The organism is Spirosoma endbachense, assembly GCF_010233585.1.
In the GTDB taxonomy this organism is placed as follows: domain Bacteria; phylum Bacteroidota; class Bacteroidia; order Cytophagales; family Spirosomataceae; genus Spirosoma; species Spirosoma endbachense.
The window spans coordinates 3526101-3545978 of sequence record NZ_CP045997.1 but is presented as its reverse complement, the minus strand read 5'-3'; the positions used below and the strand labels follow the sequence as shown (position 1 = coordinate 3545978).

General features: G+C 48.9%; 17 protein-coding genes. 5 read left to right on the top strand and 12 right to left on the bottom strand.

The genetic code is table 11. From position 1 onward, the window contains the following. Positions 1 to 64 precede the first annotated feature (64 nt). Positions 65 to 1003, bottom strand: a complete 939-nt coding sequence (locus GJR95_RS14095; protein ID WP_162386472.1) for a PLP-dependent cysteine synthase family protein — start codon at positions 1001 to 1003, stop codon at positions 65 to 67. Positions 1004 to 1318: 315 nt separating this feature from the next. Here GJR95_RS14095 and GJR95_RS14090 point away from each other — a divergent pair, with 315 nt between their 5' ends. Continuing rightward, positions 1319 to 2806: a hypothetical protein gene (locus GJR95_RS14090; RefSeq protein ID WP_162386471.1), complete on the top strand. Its 1488-nt coding sequence runs from the start codon at positions 1319 to 1321 to the stop codon at positions 2804 to 2806. A 71-nt stretch (positions 2807 to 2877) separates the two neighbouring features. Here the strand turns inward: GJR95_RS14090 and GJR95_RS14085 are convergent, their stop codons facing one another. Further along, positions 2878 to 4515: a CotH kinase family protein gene (locus GJR95_RS14085; RefSeq protein WP_162386470.1), complete on the bottom strand. Its 1638-nt coding sequence runs from the start codon at positions 4513 to 4515 to the stop codon at positions 2878 to 2880. A 132-nt stretch (positions 4516 to 4647) separates the two neighbouring features. Between GJR95_RS14085 and GJR95_RS14080 the strand changes: the two genes are divergently transcribed. Together GJR95_RS14080 and GJR95_RS14075 are read left to right on the top strand one after the other, a co-directional pair. Continuing rightward, positions 4648 to 4917, top strand: a complete 270-nt coding sequence (locus tag GJR95_RS14080; protein ID WP_162386469.1) for an ArsR/SmtB family transcription factor — start codon at positions 4648 to 4650, stop codon at positions 4915 to 4917. A gap of 96 nt (positions 4918 to 5013) precedes the next feature. Continuing rightward, positions 5014 to 6108, top strand: a complete 1095-nt coding sequence (locus GJR95_RS14075) for an alkene reductase (RefSeq protein WP_162386468.1) — start codon at positions 5014 to 5016, stop codon at positions 6106 to 6108. Between the two features lie 92 nt (positions 6109 to 6200). Here the strand turns inward: GJR95_RS14075 and purQ are convergent, their stop codons facing one another. The 8 genes from purQ to GJR95_RS14035 form a co-directional block, all read right to left on the bottom strand. After that, positions 6201 to 6887 (bottom strand): phosphoribosylformylglycinamidine synthase subunit PurQ, encoded by a 687-nt coding sequence (purQ, locus tag GJR95_RS14070; protein WP_162386467.1) that lies wholly within the window; start codon positions 6885 to 6887, stop codon positions 6201 to 6203. Between the two features lie 138 nt (positions 6888 to 7025). After that, entirely contained in the window at positions 7026 to 7949 is a 924-nt protein-coding gene (locus tag GJR95_RS14065) for a bifunctional metallophosphatase/5'-nucleotidase (RefSeq protein WP_162386466.1), read from the bottom strand. Next, on the bottom strand, positions 7927 to 8673 hold the full coding sequence (locus tag GJR95_RS14060) for a 5'-nucleotidase C-terminal domain-containing protein (protein WP_232541187.1): 747 nt from the start codon (positions 8671 to 8673) through the stop codon (positions 7927 to 7929). The genes GJR95_RS14065 and GJR95_RS14060 overlap by 23 nt, the downstream gene beginning before the upstream one ends. Before the next feature lie 110 nt (positions 8674 to 8783). Then, the gene (locus tag GJR95_RS14055; protein ID WP_162386465.1) at positions 8784 to 10448 is read right to left on the bottom strand and encodes a M1 family metallopeptidase; all 1665 of its coding nucleotides are present in this window, start codon (positions 10446 to 10448) and stop codon (positions 8784 to 8786) included. Positions 10449 to 10485: 37 nt separating this feature from the next. Next, positions 10486 to 11631 (bottom strand): hypothetical protein, encoded by a 1146-nt coding sequence (locus tag GJR95_RS14050; RefSeq protein ID WP_162386464.1) that lies wholly within the window; start codon positions 11629 to 11631, stop codon positions 10486 to 10488. Between the two features lie 207 nt (positions 11632 to 11838). Then, entirely contained in the window at positions 11839 to 13149 is a 1311-nt protein-coding gene (gene ahcY, locus GJR95_RS14045) for an adenosylhomocysteinase (RefSeq protein ID WP_162386463.1), read from the bottom strand. Positions 13150 to 13461: 312 nt separating this feature from the next. Then, positions 13462 to 13671: a hypothetical protein gene (locus tag GJR95_RS14040; RefSeq protein WP_162386462.1), complete on the bottom strand. Its 210-nt coding sequence runs from the start codon at positions 13669 to 13671 to the stop codon at positions 13462 to 13464. A 30-nt stretch (positions 13672 to 13701) separates the two neighbouring features. After that, a complete protein-coding gene (locus GJR95_RS14035) occupies positions 13702 to 14166 on the bottom strand; it encodes a RidA family protein (RefSeq protein ID WP_162386461.1) in 465 nt (154 codons plus the stop codon). A gap of 137 nt (positions 14167 to 14303) precedes the next feature. Between GJR95_RS14035 and GJR95_RS14030 the strand changes: the two genes are divergently transcribed. Further along, positions 14304 to 15278 (top strand): bifunctional helix-turn-helix transcriptional regulator/GNAT family N-acetyltransferase, encoded by a 975-nt coding sequence (locus GJR95_RS14030; RefSeq protein ID WP_162386460.1) that lies wholly within the window; start codon positions 14304 to 14306, stop codon positions 15276 to 15278. Between the two features lie 27 nt (positions 15279 to 15305). Here GJR95_RS14030 and GJR95_RS14025 read toward each other — a convergent pair whose 3' ends face one another. Continuing rightward, positions 15306 to 15965 carry a GDSL-type esterase/lipase family protein gene (locus tag GJR95_RS14025; RefSeq protein WP_174260205.1) on the bottom strand — a complete coding sequence of 220 codons (660 nt, stop codon included), beginning with the start codon at positions 15963 to 15965 and terminating at the stop codon, positions 15306 to 15308. Positions 15966 to 16114: 149 nt separating this feature from the next. Next, entirely contained in the window at positions 16115 to 17464 is a 1350-nt protein-coding gene (locus GJR95_RS14020; protein WP_162386458.1) for a UDP-N-acetylmuramoyl-tripeptide--D-alanyl-D-alanine ligase, read from the bottom strand. 125 nt (positions 17465 to 17589) lie between these two features. Here GJR95_RS14020 and GJR95_RS14015 point away from each other — a divergent pair, with 125 nt between their 5' ends. Then, positions 17590 to 19851 (top strand): FG-GAP-like repeat-containing protein, encoded by a 2262-nt coding sequence (locus GJR95_RS14015; RefSeq protein ID WP_162386457.1) that lies wholly within the window; start codon positions 17590 to 17592, stop codon positions 19849 to 19851. Positions 19852 to 19878: the final 27 nt, after the last annotated feature.

Sequence of the window (19878 nt, the reverse complement as noted above, 5' to 3'; positions counted from 1 at the left end):
AACCACGGTCCGCCGTGCGGTGGCACGGTTCGAAGCCAACGCCCTAAATCTAATACTGAGATTTTTAGTCTGTGTATAAACTGCCTGATAAATATTTCATGCCTGAATCGCAGGCAACCGTAACGACCGTATGCCCTGGTCCCAGCTCCTGAGCTAACTGGAGGGCCGCCGTAATATTTAAACCGCTGGATATTCCCGCAAAGATGCCTTCCTTTTTTGCTAGCATTCGGGCCATTTGCCGCGCTTGGATTTCATCTACCGTTCTGACTTCATCGTAAAAGTCTTTCGACAGCAATGGGGGAACCATACCAATGCCAATACCTTCTACGGTATGTGTGCCGCGAGTACCTGTCGATAGCAATGGGGCCGAAGCGGGTTCCAGCGCAATAATTCGGGTGGTCTGGTTCGCTTCACGAAAAGCACGGGAAACGCCCATCAGCATACCCGCCGTGCCGACGCCACCGCAAAAAGCATCCACGGGTCGGTCAAGTTGCTGAAGAATCTCCTGGCCAATGCGTGAATACCCTTTCATTGAATTTGGATTATTGATCTGGTCCGTAAAATAGGTTCCGTCGGTTTCCGATAACTGTCGGGCTTTTTCGCGCATGGATGGGATCAGATCGGGTGTAATCCTGCCGCCTTCGCTGGCTACAATGATCAGATCAGCGCCAAACGCCCGCATGGTTTGCAGTTTCTCCTTCGCGAATGCATCCGATGTTACAACCTGAAAAGAGTAACCTTTTACGGCGCAGACGAACGCGAGCGACGTTCCGGTGCTACCTCCCGTACATTCGACAACGGTCATACCTGGTTTCAAAGCCCCACTCCGTTCGGCCTCTTCAATCATGGCCAGTGCCATTCGGTCTTTGTAAGATCCGGTTGGGTTATAATATTCCAGTTTGACAAAAACGTCGGCGCTGTTTGGCGGAACGACCTGATTTAACCGGACCAGTGGCGTATTGCCGATTGCCTGGAGTGTTGTCGATGCGTAGTTGTCTAGCATAAAAATAAGGGCGAAGAATGATGCTGGAGACTACCGAGTGATGGCTACTAGAGAATTGATACCAGCTGGTCAAATTTAAGTCTATCACCCTGATTTTCTTGCAATTAATTAGTAAGCGTGCTGGGCAGAGATTTTCAGATCGGGTTATCTGGCCAAAAGCTGTCAAACCAAAAGTTGATTGATAAAGCAAACCGATAAAGCCAATTGTCGTTTCGTAGAGCATCATCAAAACTTTTTTTCTAAAATCCATTCACGCTCTGCACTGACTGCCTATTAACGGGTAGTGAAGTTCACGTTTATCCCTAAATCTGTTTTATGAAAAACAAGTACGAAGCGCTAACGAGCTGTAGAGAGCTGGTTATGCTGATTTTGAGTTTGATTCTGGCCATGCCTTTTACGGTAGTAGCCCAGGGCCCGTTAAGAATGACTGCACCTTCCTACAACTGCCAGACCGGGGCTATCACTTTTAACACCGCCGATGGTGATGGGTCGACCATTATTTATTCGGCTCCGGGTATTACGCGGGCGTCGGTGACCGATAATTCTGGTATCGTTGAACAGGGGTTGCGAAACGATCCGAAACCTATTACGATTCAGGCGACCCAGAGTGGACATACTGCTACCTATATCTTCAACTTTGCTGCCTATTGTGCCAGTCCACTGTTACCCGTGCCGGTTTGGTCAGCCATCCCTGATCGAACATTTACGGTCGGCCAGACGATAACGGCTTACCCTGACTTCCAGATTGGCAGTGGTTTCTATCAGGAGGGAGAGCCGTATAATTATTTGACCTGGCCTATTAGCGCAACGGGCTTACCGCCTGGAATGAGTTTATCGAGCGGCCTGCTGTCAAGAACGGCCTTCTATGTGGGAATAGGCGGGAGTCCGACTACCGCGGGGACTTATCCAGTGACGGTTACGGCGATTAATCCACGCGTTCCAAATAACCCTCCGTTTACAACCAGCTTTACAATTACGATTATTAATCCATCAGGCAGTTCGTTAACACTGCTGGCTCCCACCTATAACTGTGCTACCGGGGCGATTACCTTTAACACAAGCGGTGGCAATGGATTACCCATTACCTATAGTGCACCCGGTATTTCGCGGGCATCTGCTACAGATAACTTCGGTATAGTAGAACAAGGATTACGAAATGATCCAAAGCCTATTACCATTCAGGCAACCCAAAGTGGCCAGACCGTGAGCTATACATTTGATTTAAGCGCTTATCTGGCTTCCAATTGCAACAATCCCCAGCCTCCTGTGGGGAATGGTCTATGGCTACTGGCCCCCACTTATGACTGCACTACGGGGGCCATTACCTTCAATACCTCAGGTGGGAATGGATCGCTGGTTGAGTTTAAAGCCGTTGGTATTACCGATTGGACAACCAATCCCGCCCAATTTGTGGACAAAGACAGCCGGACAGCCAATGATGTGCAACCTTTTACCTTGATGGCGCGTCAGAGTGGCCAGACCGTCACCTATACCTGGGATCTGAAAGCGACCTGTGGACGGGCTCGTGCTGGCGTACCGGAAACGAGCGCTAATTTATCACTGACCCTGATGGGAAATCCAGTCCAGAAACAAGTACGCGTACTGATCGAAGGAGCACAGGGACAGCCGGTGAAACTATGGCTAAGTGACCTGACTGGCCGCTTGCTGGAAAGTCGGCAAATTGAGTCGGCAGGTGTGTATGAAGAGCAGCTATTTCGGCTAGACCAGCAAGCCCCAGGGTTGTTGTTACTAAAAGCGGCTACTAGTCATCAAGTGCGTACAGTGAAGATTATCAGGCAGTAAGTACCTGTTATCGTGAACCAGGCAGACCACATTACCGGATCTGTCTGGTTCATTAACTGGGATTGTGTTGCTTAAAGCCTAAGGATTTTTCGGCTGACGGGTTGTCCGTCGGCATCTAGTTGCAGCAGGTAAGTGCCTGGCGCCGTTGGAAGACTTTGCGTTGGCAGGGTTTGCTGGTGTTCGCCCGCAGCCTGACCCGGCCAGAGGATAGTTCGGAGCGTTCGCCCGGTTGCATCGGTAATGGTCAGCCGGAGATCGGAGCGGTGGACGAGCCGGTAGTGTACCGTTATATCGCCCGCCGACGGATTCGGATTGATTTGCAGATCAAACGCATTCGTTGGCTCTATTGCCAGAATGTCGGTGCCGAACGGTAAAATAGCCGTGTCCATCCAGCTTAAACGTTGTCTTATCCATGACTTCAGGTAGCTGGTTTCTTCCTCATACGTTTTGCCAACGAAGTTATTTGGCCAGACGGCTACGCCAATAACTGGCCATCGCTGAAAATTTCGAACGCGGGCCTCGGTCAGCACCGTCGCTACTGAATCGATATACGTGTTTATGCGATCAGTTGTTAAGATCGTTTTGCGTAAAGCCTGATAGTTTACTCGCACCTTTTTGGCAAAGGCCCGGTCACTCAGTAACCGATCCCACCAGAACGGCATCTGATACGAATCAGTCGGGCAAGTACGGTTGAAATCATAAGCCCAGCCCTGATACGAGTCACCCGCGCAATAGTTCGCATTGCCGTAGGTCAGATTATAATCCCAGATAGGCCCCATAACCAGTTTGCCGCCTTTTGAGTCGCGATCCTTATAAAAAAAACTACTGAGCCGATAACCGTCTACATTCTTACAGATCTCCGTTAATAACAGGTAATCAACAAACGAGTCATCCTTGATGTAGTTGCGGTAACCAGCCGTCGAATCCTGGTATTGATCTCCCCGTAAGGCATTTTCGAAATCAGTTATAAATTTTTTCGTGTATTGAAACTGCTCTTCGGCTAAATCTTCGGGTTTTGGTCGATCAATCTGAATCGGAATACGTTGGCCCTGAGCACCCGTATAGGGCGAAACCCAGGAGCGAGAGGGTGAACCTTCTGTTTTATCGACTTTAAAAATATAACCGCCTGTCAGGGCATCGCCTGACACGTCGGTTTTTTTGATACTGGAAATATCGACGCGATTTTTGTCACGCTTGATTTTTTCGAACAAAATGTAAATTCCTTCGTAACTGTTGTTTAAAATAACCTCACAATAGCGATACCGGGGTGTATAATACTTGCTCAGTTGCCGGTTAAGATCATACGTAAGCGTTTCACGGATAAGTGTTTTATCATTGTAAGTAGCATTAAGCACCCAATCTGATTCCGATGGCATACCCAAAACAGACGCATTGATCGAATTCAGCCCCGATGTGTCGCGTAGTTCGATGCCGTATGGTTTTTTAGGGAAAAATTGCTGTGAAGTAGCTCCTCTTTTTTCGATGCCTATTTTGCTGATGAAAGAAGGTTTATCGGTTACATTATTTCGCTTACCAGCTCCGTTATCGATAATTCGCAACTCAGCCACGATCTTAGGTTCATCCTGAATGGCTTGCCCGTTGGTATTGATCAGTATAATGGGTAGATTGGAAGAGCTAAGCGTCTGGGCAAGAGTTGATGTAACTACTAGGCTCAGAAAAATAACCGGAAATATACAATAGGTTCGCATAGCTGGTAAAATTACCTCGTGTTTAATTTTTTTATGTAAAAATATAAATATTTTTGGGCGAATTTGTTGGGCACCTTGTTGGCGCAGATTTTGTTAGATTTGTTCAGAAAAGCGGAGTTAAGCCGCATCGCAATGGAGAATCGTTTTGTTGAAAAAGCTACGGGTGCTATTTCGGATAAATACCGACTGGCAATTTTATTGGAACTGTCTAACAAAGGAAGCATGACATCTTCCGACATTCAGGAACTAACCGGATTATCGCAACCTTGTGTATCCCACCATGTTAAGCTGCTGACAGACAGTGGATTGGTTAATGCGCAAAAAGAAGGTAGAAACCTACATTTGACCTTAAATAAAGAATCGCTTCAGCAGTTATCGGGCTTCATCGAAAAGCTCACCTGAGTTTTTTTATTTCAATACATTCAAACTTTTAAATATTTGATTGTGTTCCATGCAGGAAACAAACCTTAAAAACCGTTTCACTACGGCTAATAAATTATGGTACAAAAGCTTTTCTCTGAAACTAAACTTGGCAACCTGACTCTCCAGAACCATGTCGTAATGGCTCCTATGACCCGGAACCGGGCAACGGCCAATCACTTGCCAACCGACATTATGGCAACGTATTACGCTCAGCGGGCATCGGTTGGGCTAATTATTACAGAGGGCGTTGGCCCATCGCCCAATGGTGAAGGATATGCCCGAATGCCGAGTATTTATAGCGCAGCGCAGGTCGAGGCCTGGAAAAAGATAACAGAGGCTGTTCATGCGAAAGGAAGTAAAATTTTTGCTCAGCTGATGCACACTGGCCGTATCGGGCATCCGAATCACCTGGCCGAAAATGCTGAAGTTATAGCCCCGTCGGCGGTGGCCGCGGCTGGCGAAATCTACACCGATGAAGCAGGTATGCTGGCGCATCCAACCCCTCGTGCCCTAACCACCGACGAAGTTAAACAGACTATTCAGGAGTTTGTAACAGCCTCTGAAAACGCTATTGAAGCAGGTTTCGACGGCGTGGAACTACACGGAGCGAATGGCTACCTGATCGAACAGTTTATCAGCCCCGATACTAACCAGCGTACTGACGAATACGGTGGCAGCAGCGAAAACCGCAGTCGTTTTCTACTCGAAATTGCCGAAGCTGCCGGACACGCAATCGGGTTCGATAAAGTGGGCGTTCGTTTGTCGCCTTATAATATCTTCAACGACATTAAACCCTATGCCGATGTCGATCAAACCTATGAATACATCGCTCAAAAATTGAATGAGTTAGGCCTGGTCTATATCCACCTTGTCAATCATTCGTCGATGGGAGGGCCTGTTATCCCCGATTCAGTTGTCAACGCAATTCGTGACGCCTACAAAGGGGCACTGATCCTGAGTGGTGGTTATGATGCACAACGGGCTGAAGATGATCTGACGAATGGGCCTGGTGATCTGATCGCTTTTGGGCGGCCCTTGATCGCTAATCCTGATTTTGTTGAACGCCTGCAAAGCGGTGCTGAATTAAATGAGCTCGATTATTCAACATTCTATACAACCGGCGAAAAAGGCTATACCGATTACCCTGTTCTGGTAGAGGTGAATGGATAGTAAGTTGATTCGTTCGTAAAGGCAAATGAGTGATTAGATAACTGGCTAACAACCAGATTTCTAATCACTCATTTGCCTTTATGGATTAGTGATTAAACCAAAACCGCTTTCAGTATTTGGTCGAGAATCAGTCGCCCATCCGTATTGCCGAGCAGAGGATCAGCCGCACGTTCGGGGTGGGGCATCATGCCAAATACGTTTTTGCCTTTATTGGTAACCCCCGCAATATTTTCCAGACTACCGTTCGGATTGGCCGATTCGACGATTGCACCCGTTTCGTCGCAGTAACGGAAGAGAACCTGCCCATTGTCATTCAGGGCTTTGAGCGTATCGGCATCGGCAAAATAGCGTCCTTCGCCGTGGGCCATTGGAATCTTATAAGCCGGACGATCGAGCCCTACTGTTAAGAGTGCATCGGGCGATTGAGGAGTCAGGTAAACGTTTTTGCAGACGTACTGCTGATTGGAGTTCCGCAACAGCACACCCGGAACGAGCCGGGCTTCGGCCAGAATCTGGAAACCATTGCAGATACCCATCAGATAGCCTCCCCGGTTTGCATGGGCAATGACTTCGTTCATGATTGGCGAAAACCGGGCCACTGCGCCCGTACGTAGGTAGTCGCCGTATGAAAAGCCGCCCGGAAGGATTATAAAATCGCAACCTTGCAGGTCGTGGTCTTTGTGCCAGAGTTTAACGACCTCCTGGTCCATTAGTTCCAGCGTATCGACGGCGTCCTGATCGCAGTTAGAGCCGGGAAAAACAACAACGCCAAATTTCATAGGGGTGAAAGAGCGAAAGAGTGAAAATGCAAAGAGTGAACAAACGAAAGAGTGAAAGAGAAGCGTCAGCCGGTATGCCGAGCCATCACGTTTTATGCTTTCACTTGTTCACTCTTTAGATAAGCAAAGGTACGAACTTTACTTTACTTCAACAGACTTTCCGGTACTGGAAACGGCCTTGCCCTGCTCAAATGCCAGATCGAGCCGTCCCAGATTGATACCTGCAAACCCAACCTGATTGATCCATACGGGTTGTCCATCCGGATTATTGACGGCTACTGGCGCATCGAGAAAGGTGTGCGTATGACCGCCGATGATGAGATCGATGTTGCGGGTTTTAGCCGCCAGAACGTTATCCGAAACGGTCGGTTCATTGTATTTAAAACCCAGATGAGACAGACAGATCACGTAATCGCATTTCTTGTCTGAACGAAGCTGGGCTGCTATGTCATTACCAATTTCGATCGGATCGAGGTATTTGGTTTCTTTATAGGCATTTTTCGGAATGAGCCCTTCGGGCTGAATACCCAGTCCGAAAACACCGACCCGAACTCCTTCCTTGTCAAAGATTTTATACGGCATCGAACGGCCATCCATCACCGTATTCTTGAAGTCGTAATTGGCGATTAACAGGGGAAAGCTGGCTTTACCAAACTGCGTAACCATGTTGTCAATACCACCGTCGAAGTCGTGGTTTCCAATCGTTCCGGCATCATAACCGAGCTTGTTCATGGCCAGCACTTCCGGTTCGCCTTTATACAGATTGAAGTAGGGAGTTCCCTGAAATACATCACCTGCATCGAACAGCAGCACATTTTTTTGCTCCTGCCTGATTTGCCTGATCAGGGTAGCCCGGCGAGCAACACCACCTTTACCCGCATTGCGGCTGCCATCCATCGGGAATGGGTCGAGCCGACTATGTACATCATTCGTATGGAGGATGGTGAGTGATGTCGTTTTGGCTTTACTCATTGCCAGCACATTCGGAGCAACCGAACCGACAACGGCGGCTGTGCCCAGTAATTTCAAAAACTGACGTCTATTCGAGGCTAATGCGTCCATCAGAAACAGGATTGATAGGTTGACCGGTTTTGCCCTGATTGCGGAAATAGTCGATCAGGGCATCACGGATTAAATAGCTAATGTTTTCGCGCTTGACCGGATTCTTGAGGAAACCAGCATCATCGCCCCCGTCGGCCACATAGTCACTCATGGCTACGGTATAGGTCTCGTTGGGTTGAAGTGTTCGACCGTTGTTGAATGTTACCGAAGTGGCCTGTCCATTGTGAATTTTAGCCCGCAAACCACCCACAACCAATTTATTGCCAACGGCAAAATGGTTCAGCATCTGTTGCAGCATATCGCCCTTAAGCGTAAGAACAACAAGCTGATTATCAAAGGGCATAACCTCAAAAACTGAGCCAGTCGTGATGTTGCCCTCAGGCAGGTTATTGCGAATGCCGCCGAAATTGAGATGGGAGCAGTCAATTGGCTTGCCATATCGTTGGCTTGACTGTTTCAGCAGTGCATCGGTTAGCAGGTCGTTGAGTGGACCGTCGGGTTGCCCTTTTTCGATACGCCCGGTTGATCGGGCCAGCACCTCGTTCATGGCTTTGTCGAGGCCCTGCCGGTAGGGTTTCAGGAAGTTGGCAATGCTGCTATCTGCCGGGGCCGCAACAGAGTCTACGCCTATGCGGTTGGCCGTTCGGTTGGTGAGGTGATAGCCGCCAGGGTTACAGGCCGATAGACCAACAAAGGCCAGTAACAGTAGGTGTTTCTTCATCATAAGTGCAAGTTCGGAAAGTCTTGGCAATCGTGTGTTAATAAATGGTTAGAAACCCCGGCCTTTGGGGTAATACAGGCCATCATTAGTGAGCTCTGACGCGGTTACTGGCTTTATTCCACCGTTACTGACCGTGTCGTGAACAGGCCATTGTCCACATTGATTGCCACCGTACCGGTTGTGTTGACGGTAGTCGTTTTCCAGTCGCTGGTAGGGCGAATTGTTTGCCATTTACCCTGCCCAACCCGAACCGTTACCGGCAGATTAAAGCCATCAGCGTCGGCCACCCACCGGTAGCTCAGTATCAGTTCGCTGGTATTTTTCGCATTGATCTTATACTCCAGCGAAGGCAGATTGGGATGGCGGAGGTATTGATTAAACAGCGGTTTTAGATCGACTTCTGTTTTTTTGCTCAGGAAATCAACGATTTCATCCGTGTAAACGATCGATAATCGCTTTTCCGTCGTCAGCGCTTTGAGGGCTGCGAACCATTTTGCGTCGTCACCTACCGCATTCCGGATCGTGTGAAGCATCCACGTTCCTTTGAAGTAAATGTCGGTATCTTCCTGATCGTAATTGACACCCAGTGGACCCAGCATGGGAAATTTATTCCGGATCAGTTTTCGCTGGGTATTCAGGTAGTCAACGGCCTCTGTTTTGCCTTGTGTATACTCAACAAACAAAGCTTCTGCGTAGGTTGTAAACGCTTCGTGAATCCACATTTCAGCATGGTCGGCGCAACTCAGGCTATTGCCAAAGTACTCGTGCCCGCTTTCGTGGATGATGATGAAATCGAAGCCAAATGGATTGTTGTAATAATGATTGCCGTAAGCAATGGCGCTCTGGTGTTCCATGCCCCAATACGGTGTTTCGACGAGTTTATACCCGTCGCGCCAGAAAGGATATTTCCCGAAATATTTTTCGAAGCAGCCGAGCATTGTTTTCACTTGCTCGAAATGAATTTTGGCTTTCTGAACATTACCCGGCAATACGTAGTAATCCAACGCTAGTTTCTGTCCGTCGCGGGCGGTATACGTATCGGCAATATGGGCGTAATCGGTGATGTTGAGCGTAACGTTATAGTTGTTAATGGGGTAATGCACGAACCAGGTCCATTCAGTTTGATGGCCATCCTGAGTCGGTTGCTGACTGATTAGCTTTCCATTTGAAACGCAGGTCAATCCGGCCGGAACCCGGCAGCGAATCCGCATGGAATCGGGCTCATCGGAGAGATGGTCCTTGTTGGGCCACCACAAGCTGGCTCCGGTTCCTTCGCAGGCAACGGTTATCCAATCCGGACTTTTAGCGGTTGTCGTATCGGTGCGCCAGACAAATCCGCCACCCCAGGGCGGGTTTAGGGCAATCTTCGGACTGCCTGAGTATGTAATGGTCAGTTCCCGAATTTGTCCGGCGGGTTGTGTATCGTTCGTGGTAATAAAAATTGCGTTTCCATCGCGGGTGTAGGCGAGTGATTTCCCGTTTTGCTGAATGGACTTTATCGCCATATTCGCGAAGAGGTCAATCTGCATTCGCCGGAAAGAGCGAACGGCTTTGTAACGAATGGTATTTGTTCCCGTAATGCGTTTTGTCGTTGGATCGACGCTCAAGCTCAGGTCGTAGAATGTTACATCGTAGCAGGTTCGCTCCGGACGAAGGCTCCCGCGTAGAGAGTCGGCATGACTAAATGGCTGCGGAGAGACAGTCGCTTCCTTAGCCATTCCCGACAAGGTGAATAAGCTGAAGAGCAGTCTTAAAACAGCTTTTCGAGATCGATTCATAAGTACGTACCGACGTAGAATTAGCGAAAAATACAGACTAAAGTATACTACCTGGCAGCGGAATAGCGGTCCGTTCGGGCTTATAACTGACTTTACGGATTCGGCCAAAACCACCCAGCCCGATTTGCAGATTGATCAACCCGCCCGAAAATGGAGCTGTCGCCTGAACCGGACTGACGGAAAGTTTGGTCCGTATGAACCAGAAGCTATCTTCCGATCGATCGGGTTTCTGGGTATTATCGCCTAATTTAAAATCGAAAATAAGACCTGCAGTGGGGGCATGATTTGTCAGCGAATAGCCCTTATACCGCTCATCGTTGCGGTCGCGGGGCGATAGATCGAGCAGGCGATAACCAACATACGGAATTAACCGACTACGAGGTGAATCATACACAACACGCCCGATGCCTACTTCAAGTAAGGACGGCCGAACACGCATACCCTCTTCCCACGACTGATTCTGGTGCATAAATCCCTGGGTCAGCTTCGAATTATACTGGGTCGGATGGAGCAGCAGTATCGTGCGCCGAAAGGCAATATCCAGACCCATTGCCAGGCCAGCGGGTGGAGTGATTGTTTCTGCCAGCGGGCCGGTTGGTAAGGCCCCGCTTACACCAAAGAAAACGCCAAAGCCGACTTTCGACGAATGGAATGTTGTTACCAGATCGGGCGTATCATAGAGTCGCTGTACAACCTGACGTTGCCAGCGTTGCAAGGCTTCCAGATCGTCGCCCCCGCCGGTTTCGCCCCTGAAGCGGTTGACTTCGGAGCCCAGTTCCGAATTGGTCAGGTATTCGATTTGTTTGGCCTTTTGTTTAAAATGCCGATCGGCCCGCAGCGAAATCAGTTTTGCCTTCATCTGCCGGGCATGTACTTCGACCAGATCAAACAGCACCTGATTATAGGCCAGTGTACGCTCATTTTTGGCCGTTTCCGAAACCCACGACAGGTTCCGAAACATCAGGCAGTAGGCATCAACGGCGGGTTCGCTCCAGAGTGATGTTGGGCGTACCTCATAGCCGAGCTGATAATAAAATTCTGAACCACCCAGACCCGGTTGTGTCGGGGAACGGAAGTCAGAAAGCTGTAATCGTCGGGTCGCGCTCCAGTGTAGCGTGTCAATCGTCGCCTGCGCCGAAACGAGCAAGGGGGACAGAAGTAGCACGTAGAGCAGACGGTTCATAGGCAATAGAGCAACGCTGGGACATAAAAGTAATAACAAGAGCCTTATGATAAGATAGTCAAGCTATTCCTTGTTTCAATACTAACAAATTTTACGCAAAAATGGCGCGACTCGTTGCAGATGTCGCGCCATTTTTGGCAAATGGGTAAGTATGTAAATAAGCTAATAAGTGTAAATAGTAGCCTATTTTTAACCCGTTTTATTAACTTAATACCGGTACATTTCAGATTTGAAAGGCCCGTCTAATGTAACACCAATATAATCAGCCTGTTCCTGCTCTAGTGGTTCGAGTCTCGCACCGACGTGAGCCAGGTGTAAAGCGGCTACTTTTTCATCAAGTTTTTTGGGTAGAACATAAACTTTGTTCTCATACTTCTCGGAGTTAGCCCACAACTCTAGCTGAGCCAGTGTCTGGTTTGAGAATGAACACGACATCACGAAGCTGGGGTGGCCCATAGCGCAGCCGAGGTTAACCAGGCGGCCTTCTGCCAGAACGATAATTTCTTTACCTTCTACTTCATACATATCCACCTGCGGTTTGATCTGGCTTTTCGTATGACCGTAGTTTTCATTCAGCCATGCCATGTCGATTTCGTTATCGAAGTGGCCGATGTTGCAGACAATCGCTTTGTCTCTCATCGCCTTGAAATGCCGATCCTTAATAATACGAACGTTACCGGTCGCGGTTACGAAAAGCTGGGCGCGAGATACCGCTTCGTCCATCGGTACGACTTCGTAGCCGTCCATAGCAGCCTGTAACGCGCAGATTGGATCGATTTCAGTGACCAGAACCCGGCAACCAGCACCACGTAACGACTCTGCTGAACCTTTACCTACGTCACCGTAGCCAGCTACAACCGCCACTTTACCGGCAAGCATAAGGTCGGTAGCCCGACGAATCGCATCGACCAGCGACTCACGGCAACCGTATTTATTGTCGAATTTCGACTTCGTAACGGAATCGTTTACGTTGATAGATGGCAGGTGAAGCGTCCCGTTTTTCATCCGGTCATACAAGCGGTGAACACCGGTCGTGGTTTCTTCCGACAAGCCTTTGATGCCCTCAATCAGTTCAGGATAAACATCAAAAACCATGTTGGTCAGATCGCCACCATCGTCAAGGATCATGTTGAGCGGCTGGCGATCTTCACCGAAGAATAATGTTTGTTCGATACACCAGTTGAACTCTTCCTCGTTCATACCTTTCCAGGCATACACAGGGATACCGGCGGCTGCGATTGCGGCTGCTGCGTGATCCTGAGTCGAGAAAATATTACAGGAAGACCAGGTTACATCGGCACCCAGTTCAACCAGCGTTTCGATCAATACTGCTGTTTGAATCGTCATGTGCAGACAACCGGCAACACGGGCACCTGTGAGGGGCTTCGACGGACCGAACTCTGCGCGAAGGGCCATTAGGCCAGGCATTTCGGCTTCGGCCAATTTGATTTCTTTACGGCCCCACTCGGCCAGCGCGATGTCCTTAACTTTATAAGGAACGTATGTGGAAGTTTGCATACTGCTTAGTGAAATACGAAGAACGTGTACTGATATAGTGAGAAACAGCCTTCGCGGATTTGGATTCTTAGCAAAATACAAAAATAACGACCAACATCCAGAATCCCTACCTGAAGCGGAATACTTTAGCATCCGGCGTTCGTAACTTCAGAGAATTCGTGCGTAGTTCAACGAGTGATAGCGTATTTAACCCTCAGAAATCAGTTACTACTAAGTTGTAAGCGGGCCAATTAACCATCTATCGCGGTGACTGACACGTCAGATTTTTTAGGGTAAAACCCGCATTGTCGTAGCACTGGATAACTTGTGTGCCTAGTTTGCCGGTCGGGTTTGGCGATCAATAGCAGAGGGCACTACGTCGTCGGTTGGAATAAAGATAACACCATCGCGTTCGACAATGGGCGATGGAATGATTTTATAATCGTATTGGCAACATACGAACCAGACGATTAGAGGACTTTCGCTCAGATGCGTGCCACCGCTGCGTGCCACCGCACGGCGGACCGTGGTTTGTTTGCGCATCAGTAGTAACCGTGGCACGCATCTGAGCTATTATTTCAGAACGACAATTGCTTCTATTTCAATCAATACATCTTTATCATATAGCCCCTGAACGCCAACATAGGTACTGGCCGGTGGATTGGGACCTGTGTAAAATTGATTGCGTACTTCCCGTACAATCCCTATTTTCTCCTCATCGGTATTGACAACATAGGTCGTTAGTTTGGCTACATCGACAAACGTAGCGCCCATTGAGGCCAATGCTGTTTTCAGGTTTTCATGCACCTGCCGGGTCTGCCCCCGAAAATCGCCTTTATGAACAATTTCTCCTTGGCTATTGGCCGAAACCTGCCCGGAAATGTAGGCGACCCGGCTTGCCTGCGTGACAACAATCTGCGTGTAGTTTTTAGAAACGGGCAGTCCGGGCGGGTTACTATACTGAATTTTTTGAGCAACCAACTTGTGGGCACTTAGCAGCAGACAAAACCAGAAAAGTAGTTGACGAAAAGAGTTCATAAGGTTCAGGATTAGCTTTTACAAAACTATTCAGTTAGTCGATAAATCGCTGTCTGAAAAAATAATTGCCGATTTCCTTGCCGAACTAAGCAGCGTTCATTAACTATGTAAGAAATTACGTAAGTACTTACATAGTTATGGATTTTATGGCCGAAATGGCCGAACTGGCTCTTGCAAGTCGGCTTCGGCGGTTAAGTGATCTGTACTGGCAGGGTGTAACAGCCACCTATCGGCAGTCGGGGGTTGACTTCGATGTTCGCTGGGCAACCATTTTTGTCCTGATTGCCCGACAGGGACCGGTAGCTGTTATGGAAATAGCCGACCGGTTAGGTATTACGCATCCGGCTGTAATTCAGGTTATTAATGAACTCGAGAAACATGGCCTGATCGTATCGGCCAAGTCGGAGCAGGACGGGCGTAAACGACTATTGTCGCTGAGCCAAACCGGGCAGGACATGCTTCCTAAGCTTCAGCCACTTTGGGATGCATTTATTACTGTCAACCAGCAAATGCTGGCGAGGCAGACGCACAATATGCTGATTTCGCTTCAGGAAATGGAAGCACAATTAGCCGAACGTACCTTTTTTGATCGAATTCAGGATCAATTAAACATCAATAAATCGCTGCAACTGGCCATGAGTAACATTGCTATTGTTCCTTACTCGCCTGAATATCAGTCTGACTTTAAACGACTGAATATTGAATGGATTGAAACGTATTTTCGGGTTGAACAGCACGATCTGGAGCAACTGGATCATCCCGAAATCTATATTCTGCCGAATAAGGGCCAGATTTTCTTTGCAAAAGCTGATAACCAAATTATTGGTTGCGTAGCTATGGTCAATACCGGAACGACAGACCGGGGTGATTCAAGTTTCGAACTGGCAAAAATGGCTGTATCACCCGATGCTCGCGGCAAGGGTGTTGGTAAATTACTGTGTTTAGCGGCCATCGATTATGCCCGGCAGCTAGGCGTCAAAACGGTCTGGCTTGAATCGAATCGGGTACTGACTCCTGCTCTGACCATGTATGCAAGTGTAGGTTTCCGCGAAGTGCCCCGCGTGCCAACACCTTACGCCCGTGCTGATATTCGTATGGAAATAAACCTGTAAGCCCTGAAATAGCAAGCAGCATATTCGTCACTTCAGGTAAGGTTTCAATACCGGAGCCCAGCGTTGATAACCTGCATCGGTCATGTGCAGGCTGTCCGATTTGAATAAAGTGCCTAAAGGTTGATTGTTTGGGCCAAGCATCGATGGCCTGATATCGACAAATTTTGCGTCCGTCTGCTTCGCCAGATACTGACTGATGCGTTGGTTCGTCTCGTTAACCACAGACCAGAACTGCCGACGCGACGGGCTGTGCTTGATGGCAATATAGACAAAGGGAACGCCCGGTAGTTTTTGACGGACGTACTGGAAGAGATCAACGAAGTTGTCGTAGGTCTGCTGGGCGGTCAGTTTGCTGGACGCAATATCGTTTTCACCCGCGTAAAGTACGATTTGTTTGGGGTTATACGCTATAATGGCGCGGTCAGCAAAATAGCGCACATCACTTAGTTCCGAGCCGCCGAACCCTCGGTTCAAGACCACTTTATCCGGAAAATATTGTTGCAGATCAGGCCAGAGCCGAATAGACGAACTACCCACAAACAGAATAGGCTGCACTGGTGGTGGGCTTTGTTTATCCTGGGTTTCAAAGGCCTGGATTTCGTTCTCGAAACGATGGGTCTGCGCTGATGTACAGAATGTTAGTAACAGCAGGCCGAAAAAAATGAATGCTTTTTGTACGTGATTCATACGTGTCATGCAATCCGGAATCTAAACGAGTTGATCAGGCTCCCTGTCTGATTAACTTCTTCGAGCATGATCAGCTCGTCACATCCACAAGTTTCCAAACAGTAAAAACTACTGAAAAATACGCGTTGGTTTTATCCGAATCTTGCTTCTTATAAAAACGGCAGTACCGATTCCAGTCCCATACCTCTTGACCCTTTGACCAGAATATGTGTATCGGTCATGGGGTGATCCATCAGCCAGTTGTGCAGCGAAAACTTATCGGGAATGTAATAGGCTTTGGGTAACCAGCCCAGCGCATATTTCATGTCTTTCCCGGCTAAAATCACCAGATCGAACTGACTTTCGGCAACGAGTTTGCCAAGCGCTGCGTGTTCGGCTTCGCTTTCCTGGCCGAGTTCGTACATATCGCCCAGAATCACCACTTTACGCCTGGCGGGCATAGCGGCAAACTGACGTATCGCAGCGGCCATTGAACTCGGATTGGCGTTATAGGCATCGAGCAGAATGGTGTTGGTGCCTTTATGAATAACCTGTGAGCGATTATTTGTCGGGTTGTACTCAGCGATAGCGCGGTTGGCATCGTCTCTTGAGACACCGAAATAGCGCCCGATAGTCAGCGCCGACAGCATATTTTCAAAATTATACTGGCCAGGCAGGTACGTAATGACTTCATAGCCAGCCTCATCCCGATAAATGACCACCGGCGATTCCTGAATGAGTTCAATCGTCTGCTCGGTCGAATCGACGGCGGGATAAAAAATGGCTTCGGCAAAAACGGTTTCCGAACGTAAGGATTTCAGCCGTTCGCGGTACATAGCCATTAATACTTTGTCGCGGGAATTGATAAAAACCGTTCGGCCATGCTGAGCCAGATAGTCATATAGCTCACCTTTTCCTTTCCGGACGCCTTCCACTCCGCCGAAACCTTCCAGATGGGCTTTGCCAACGTTGGTGATCAGTCCGTGTGTTGGCTGAGCAATCGAGCAGAGCAGCTCGATTTCTTTCTGATGATTAGCGCCCATCTCAACAACGGCCATTTCGTACGGTGCTGTCGGTCCGTCGTTACGGATCGACAGCACCGTCAGCGGAACACCAATGTGATTATTGAGATTACCCACCGTGGCGTAGGTTCGGTAATTTTTCGACAGTACGGCGGCAATCAATTCTTTCGTAGTGGTTTTGCCATTGGTGCCCGTAAGACCAATTACCGGAATCGTCAATGTCTGACGGTGGTGGCGGGCCAGATCCTGAAGGGCCAGCAGACTGTCTGCCACCAGCAGGCAGCGGAGCTCCTGACTGGCTACCGCCGGATCATCGACAAGCGCATAACGGGCTCCGGATGCCAGCGCCTGTTGGGCAAACTGATTCCCATTGAAGTTGTCTCCTTTGAGGGCAACAAACAGGCAGTTGGCCGTAATCTTGCGCGTATCTGTCGAAACGCCAGTGCATTCCTGAAATTTCGAATAAAGTTCTGCCGTTGAGAGCATACTCGTAGACATAAATGAAGTAGCAGTTCGTTCTTTTCTGTGAATCCGGTCGGTGTTTCGGGCTAACCCCATTTTGTGAACAATGGGTCTACAGCGTTCACAAAGCCGCCATTTTACAGAGAATTGCCCAAAATTAGATGAAAAAGCTGTTTACGCTTTGTTTTTTCGTTATTCCGCTATTCGACTATGCCCAGTCGGCAACACCGGCGTTTAGCTTTCAGTACGACCAGCGCCCTACGGTCAGCATGAATGGTCGTGCGTTGCTTAATCCGTGGGCGGGTGGCCTGAACGCAACGCAATATGCAACCATGCGCCTGAACGACGACACGCGTGATGATCTCGTCGTGTACGACAGGGCAACCGGTAAAGTCAGTACGTTCGTTGCCATTGATAACCCAACCGGGAGCGGGATTGCGTGGCAATATGCACCCGCCTACGAGCCTGCATTTCCAACCATTAATGGCTGGATGGCGCTCATTGACTACGACGCCGATGGGCGAAAAGATTTATTCTCTCCCGGCCCATCGGGCAATATAAATGTTTATCACAATGATTCGCAGACCGGGCGTGTAGCCTTTGGATTGGCCGTTAGTTCGCTCACAACCGTAGGCTTTGGCGGCAAACAGAATCTTTATGTATCGCCAACGGATTCGCCAGCTATTACCGACTTCGACGATGATGGCGATGTCGACATTCTGACCTTCGACTCATCGGGAAACCTGATTACGTATCAACAGAACATGAGCGTAGAGCGAACAGGCAAAAAAGATGGACTGGATTTTAAACGGGCTGATTGCCAGGTGTGGGGGCATTTTATTAAAGAATTTTGTAATGATTTTACGTTCGGCATCTCGTGCGACGGTACGGTAGGTATGGGCAAAGCCAATCCGGTGGTGGGCGTTGCCAAACCGAGCGGAGCCCGACCCTTGCACTCCGGCAATACACTCACGATACTGGATGCCAACGGCGATGGCAAAAAAGACATGCTGTTCGGGTTCGTTTCCTGCGATAATATCGCTGTTTTACACAATGCCGGATCAAATAACGAAAACGCGAATTTTACCTCGTTCGATAGTCTCTTTCCGGCCCAAAACCCAATTACGTTTCCAGCCTATGCGGCAACGTATTGGGAAGATGTTGACGGAGATGGTATTAAAGACTTGCTGGCTTCGACCTATTCTGACTTCAACGAAAACAATGTGTATGATTTTCGGGCGTCGGGTTGGCTTTACCATAACGCTGGCACGAATCAAAAGCCGGATTTCAAACTGATCCAGAAAGATTTTCTACAAAGTGACATGCTTGATCTGGGCGAGAAGGCAGCTCCGGCTCTGGCTGACCTCGATGGCGATGGTGATGCAGATTTGCTGGTCGGGTATAGTGGTGTCCGCAGTGGAACGAGCTACCGCGCTGGTTTATGGCATTTTGAGAATAAAGGAACGACTCAGAATCCGGCCTTTGTGCTCATCACGACTGATTACCTTGGGCTAACGCAAGGACTCGGATTGAGTGATGTAATTCCGTCATTTGCCGATGTAGATGCCAATGGTAGCATTGATCTGGTGCTGGTCGGAACGGGTAAAGGGTCCGAAATTCGGGTATTTTTGAATAGTGCGTCCAAAGGCGCTCCCGCGCAGTATACGCCTACTGGCGCGATTCTCTGGCCGAATCCGGGCGGACAGATGATTCCCGGTGAATTTCCTACCCTGACCGATGTGGATCATGATGGTAAGCCTGATCTGTTGATTGGCAAAAGCGATGGAACAGTTCAGTATTATCGCAATACCGGAACGGCTACCAATCCGGTTTTACAATTGCAAAATCAGACGTTCGGTGGATTCACCAATGATAATTCGTACTACGACCGTGCCCGGTCATTGGTCGTTGCTGATATAAATGGTGATAAGAAAGACGAACTAATTACGGCATCGAACAACGGGAAGGTGCGAATTTACCAATTTCCCGATAAGCCGGATCAATCGTTGATCGTGCTCGATTCATTGCCTGCTTTAGGTTTGCCGGGAACGGGGTTAATTGCCGCAATGGCGGATCTTGACGGCGATCAGTTGCCAGACCTGATGCTGGGGAGCATAGCCGGTGGGTTGCGGTATCTGAAAAACACCTCTCAGAAAATAGTCGTCACTGGCTTACCCGAGGAGCCAACCGGCCCCTGGGCCTTCCCAAATCCAACGGATCGCTTCCTGACAGTTCGGCCAGTTTTTGCCGGCCGTCTCGATCTGGTGTCGATGTCGGGGCAAACCATGTTACCTGTTCAGGACGTTCGGGTCGATGTCGAAACGGTGATCGATCTGGGCAGTTTGCCCGACGGCACCTACTTGTTGCGGCTTTCGGCTGACAATCATCCGGCAATGGTACAAAAAGTAGTTGTGTGGAAGTAGTGAAAACTCTTTCTGGTCTCAGTCGTT

Excerpts from the sequence above, each read along its gene's own strand:
- GJR95_RS14095 (WP_162386472.1), bottom strand. The coding sequence starts at position 1,003 with ATGCTAGACAACTACGCATCGACAACACTCCAGGCAATCGGCAATACG.
- GJR95_RS14090 (WP_162386471.1), top strand. The coding sequence starts at position 1,319 with ATGAAAAACAAGTACGAAGCGCTAACGAGCTGTAGAGAGCTGGTTATG.
- GJR95_RS14085 (WP_162386470.1), bottom strand. The coding sequence starts at position 4,515 with ATGCGAACCTATTGTATATTTCCGGTTATTTTTCTGAGCCTAGTAGTT.
- GJR95_RS14080 (WP_162386469.1), top strand. The coding sequence starts at position 4,648 with ATGGAGAATCGTTTTGTTGAAAAAGCTACGGGTGCTATTTCGGATAAA.
- GJR95_RS14075 (WP_162386468.1), top strand. The coding sequence starts at position 5,014 with ATGGTACAAAAGCTTTTCTCTGAAACTAAACTTGGCAACCTGACTCTC.
- purQ (WP_162386467.1), bottom strand. The coding sequence starts at position 6,887 with ATGAAATTTGGCGTTGTTGTTTTTCCCGGCTCTAACTGCGATCAGGAC.
- GJR95_RS14065 (WP_162386466.1), bottom strand. The coding sequence starts at position 7,949 with ATGGACGCATTAGCCTCGAATAGACGTCAGTTTTTGAAATTACTGGGC.
- GJR95_RS14060 (WP_232541187.1), bottom strand. The coding sequence starts at position 8,673 with ATGATGAAGAAACACCTACTGTTACTGGCCTTTGTTGGTCTATCGGCC.
- GJR95_RS14055 (WP_162386465.1), bottom strand. The coding sequence starts at position 10,448 with ATGAATCGATCTCGAAAAGCTGTTTTAAGACTGCTCTTCAGCTTATTC.
- GJR95_RS14050 (WP_162386464.1), bottom strand. The coding sequence starts at position 11,631 with ATGAACCGTCTGCTCTACGTGCTACTTCTGTCCCCCTTGCTCGTTTCG.
- ahcY (WP_162386463.1), bottom strand. The coding sequence starts at position 13,149 with ATGCAAACTTCCACATACGTTCCTTATAAAGTTAAGGACATCGCGCTG.
- GJR95_RS14040 (WP_162386462.1), bottom strand. The coding sequence starts at position 13,671 with ATGCGCAAACAAACCACGGTCCGCCGTGCGGTGGCACGCAGCGGTGGC.
- GJR95_RS14035 (WP_162386461.1), bottom strand. The coding sequence starts at position 14,166 with ATGAACTCTTTTCGTCAACTACTTTTCTGGTTTTGTCTGCTGCTAAGT.
- GJR95_RS14030 (WP_162386460.1), top strand. The coding sequence starts at position 14,304 with ATGGATTTTATGGCCGAAATGGCCGAACTGGCTCTTGCAAGTCGGCTT.
- GJR95_RS14025 (WP_174260205.1), bottom strand. The coding sequence starts at position 15,965 with ATGAATCACGTACAAAAAGCATTCATTTTTTTCGGCCTGCTGTTACTA.
- GJR95_RS14020 (WP_162386458.1), bottom strand. The coding sequence starts at position 17,464 with ATGTCTACGAGTATGCTCTCAACGGCAGAACTTTATTCGAAATTTCAG.
- GJR95_RS14015 (WP_162386457.1), top strand. The coding sequence starts at position 17,590 with ATGAAAAAGCTGTTTACGCTTTGTTTTTTCGTTATTCCGCTATTCGAC.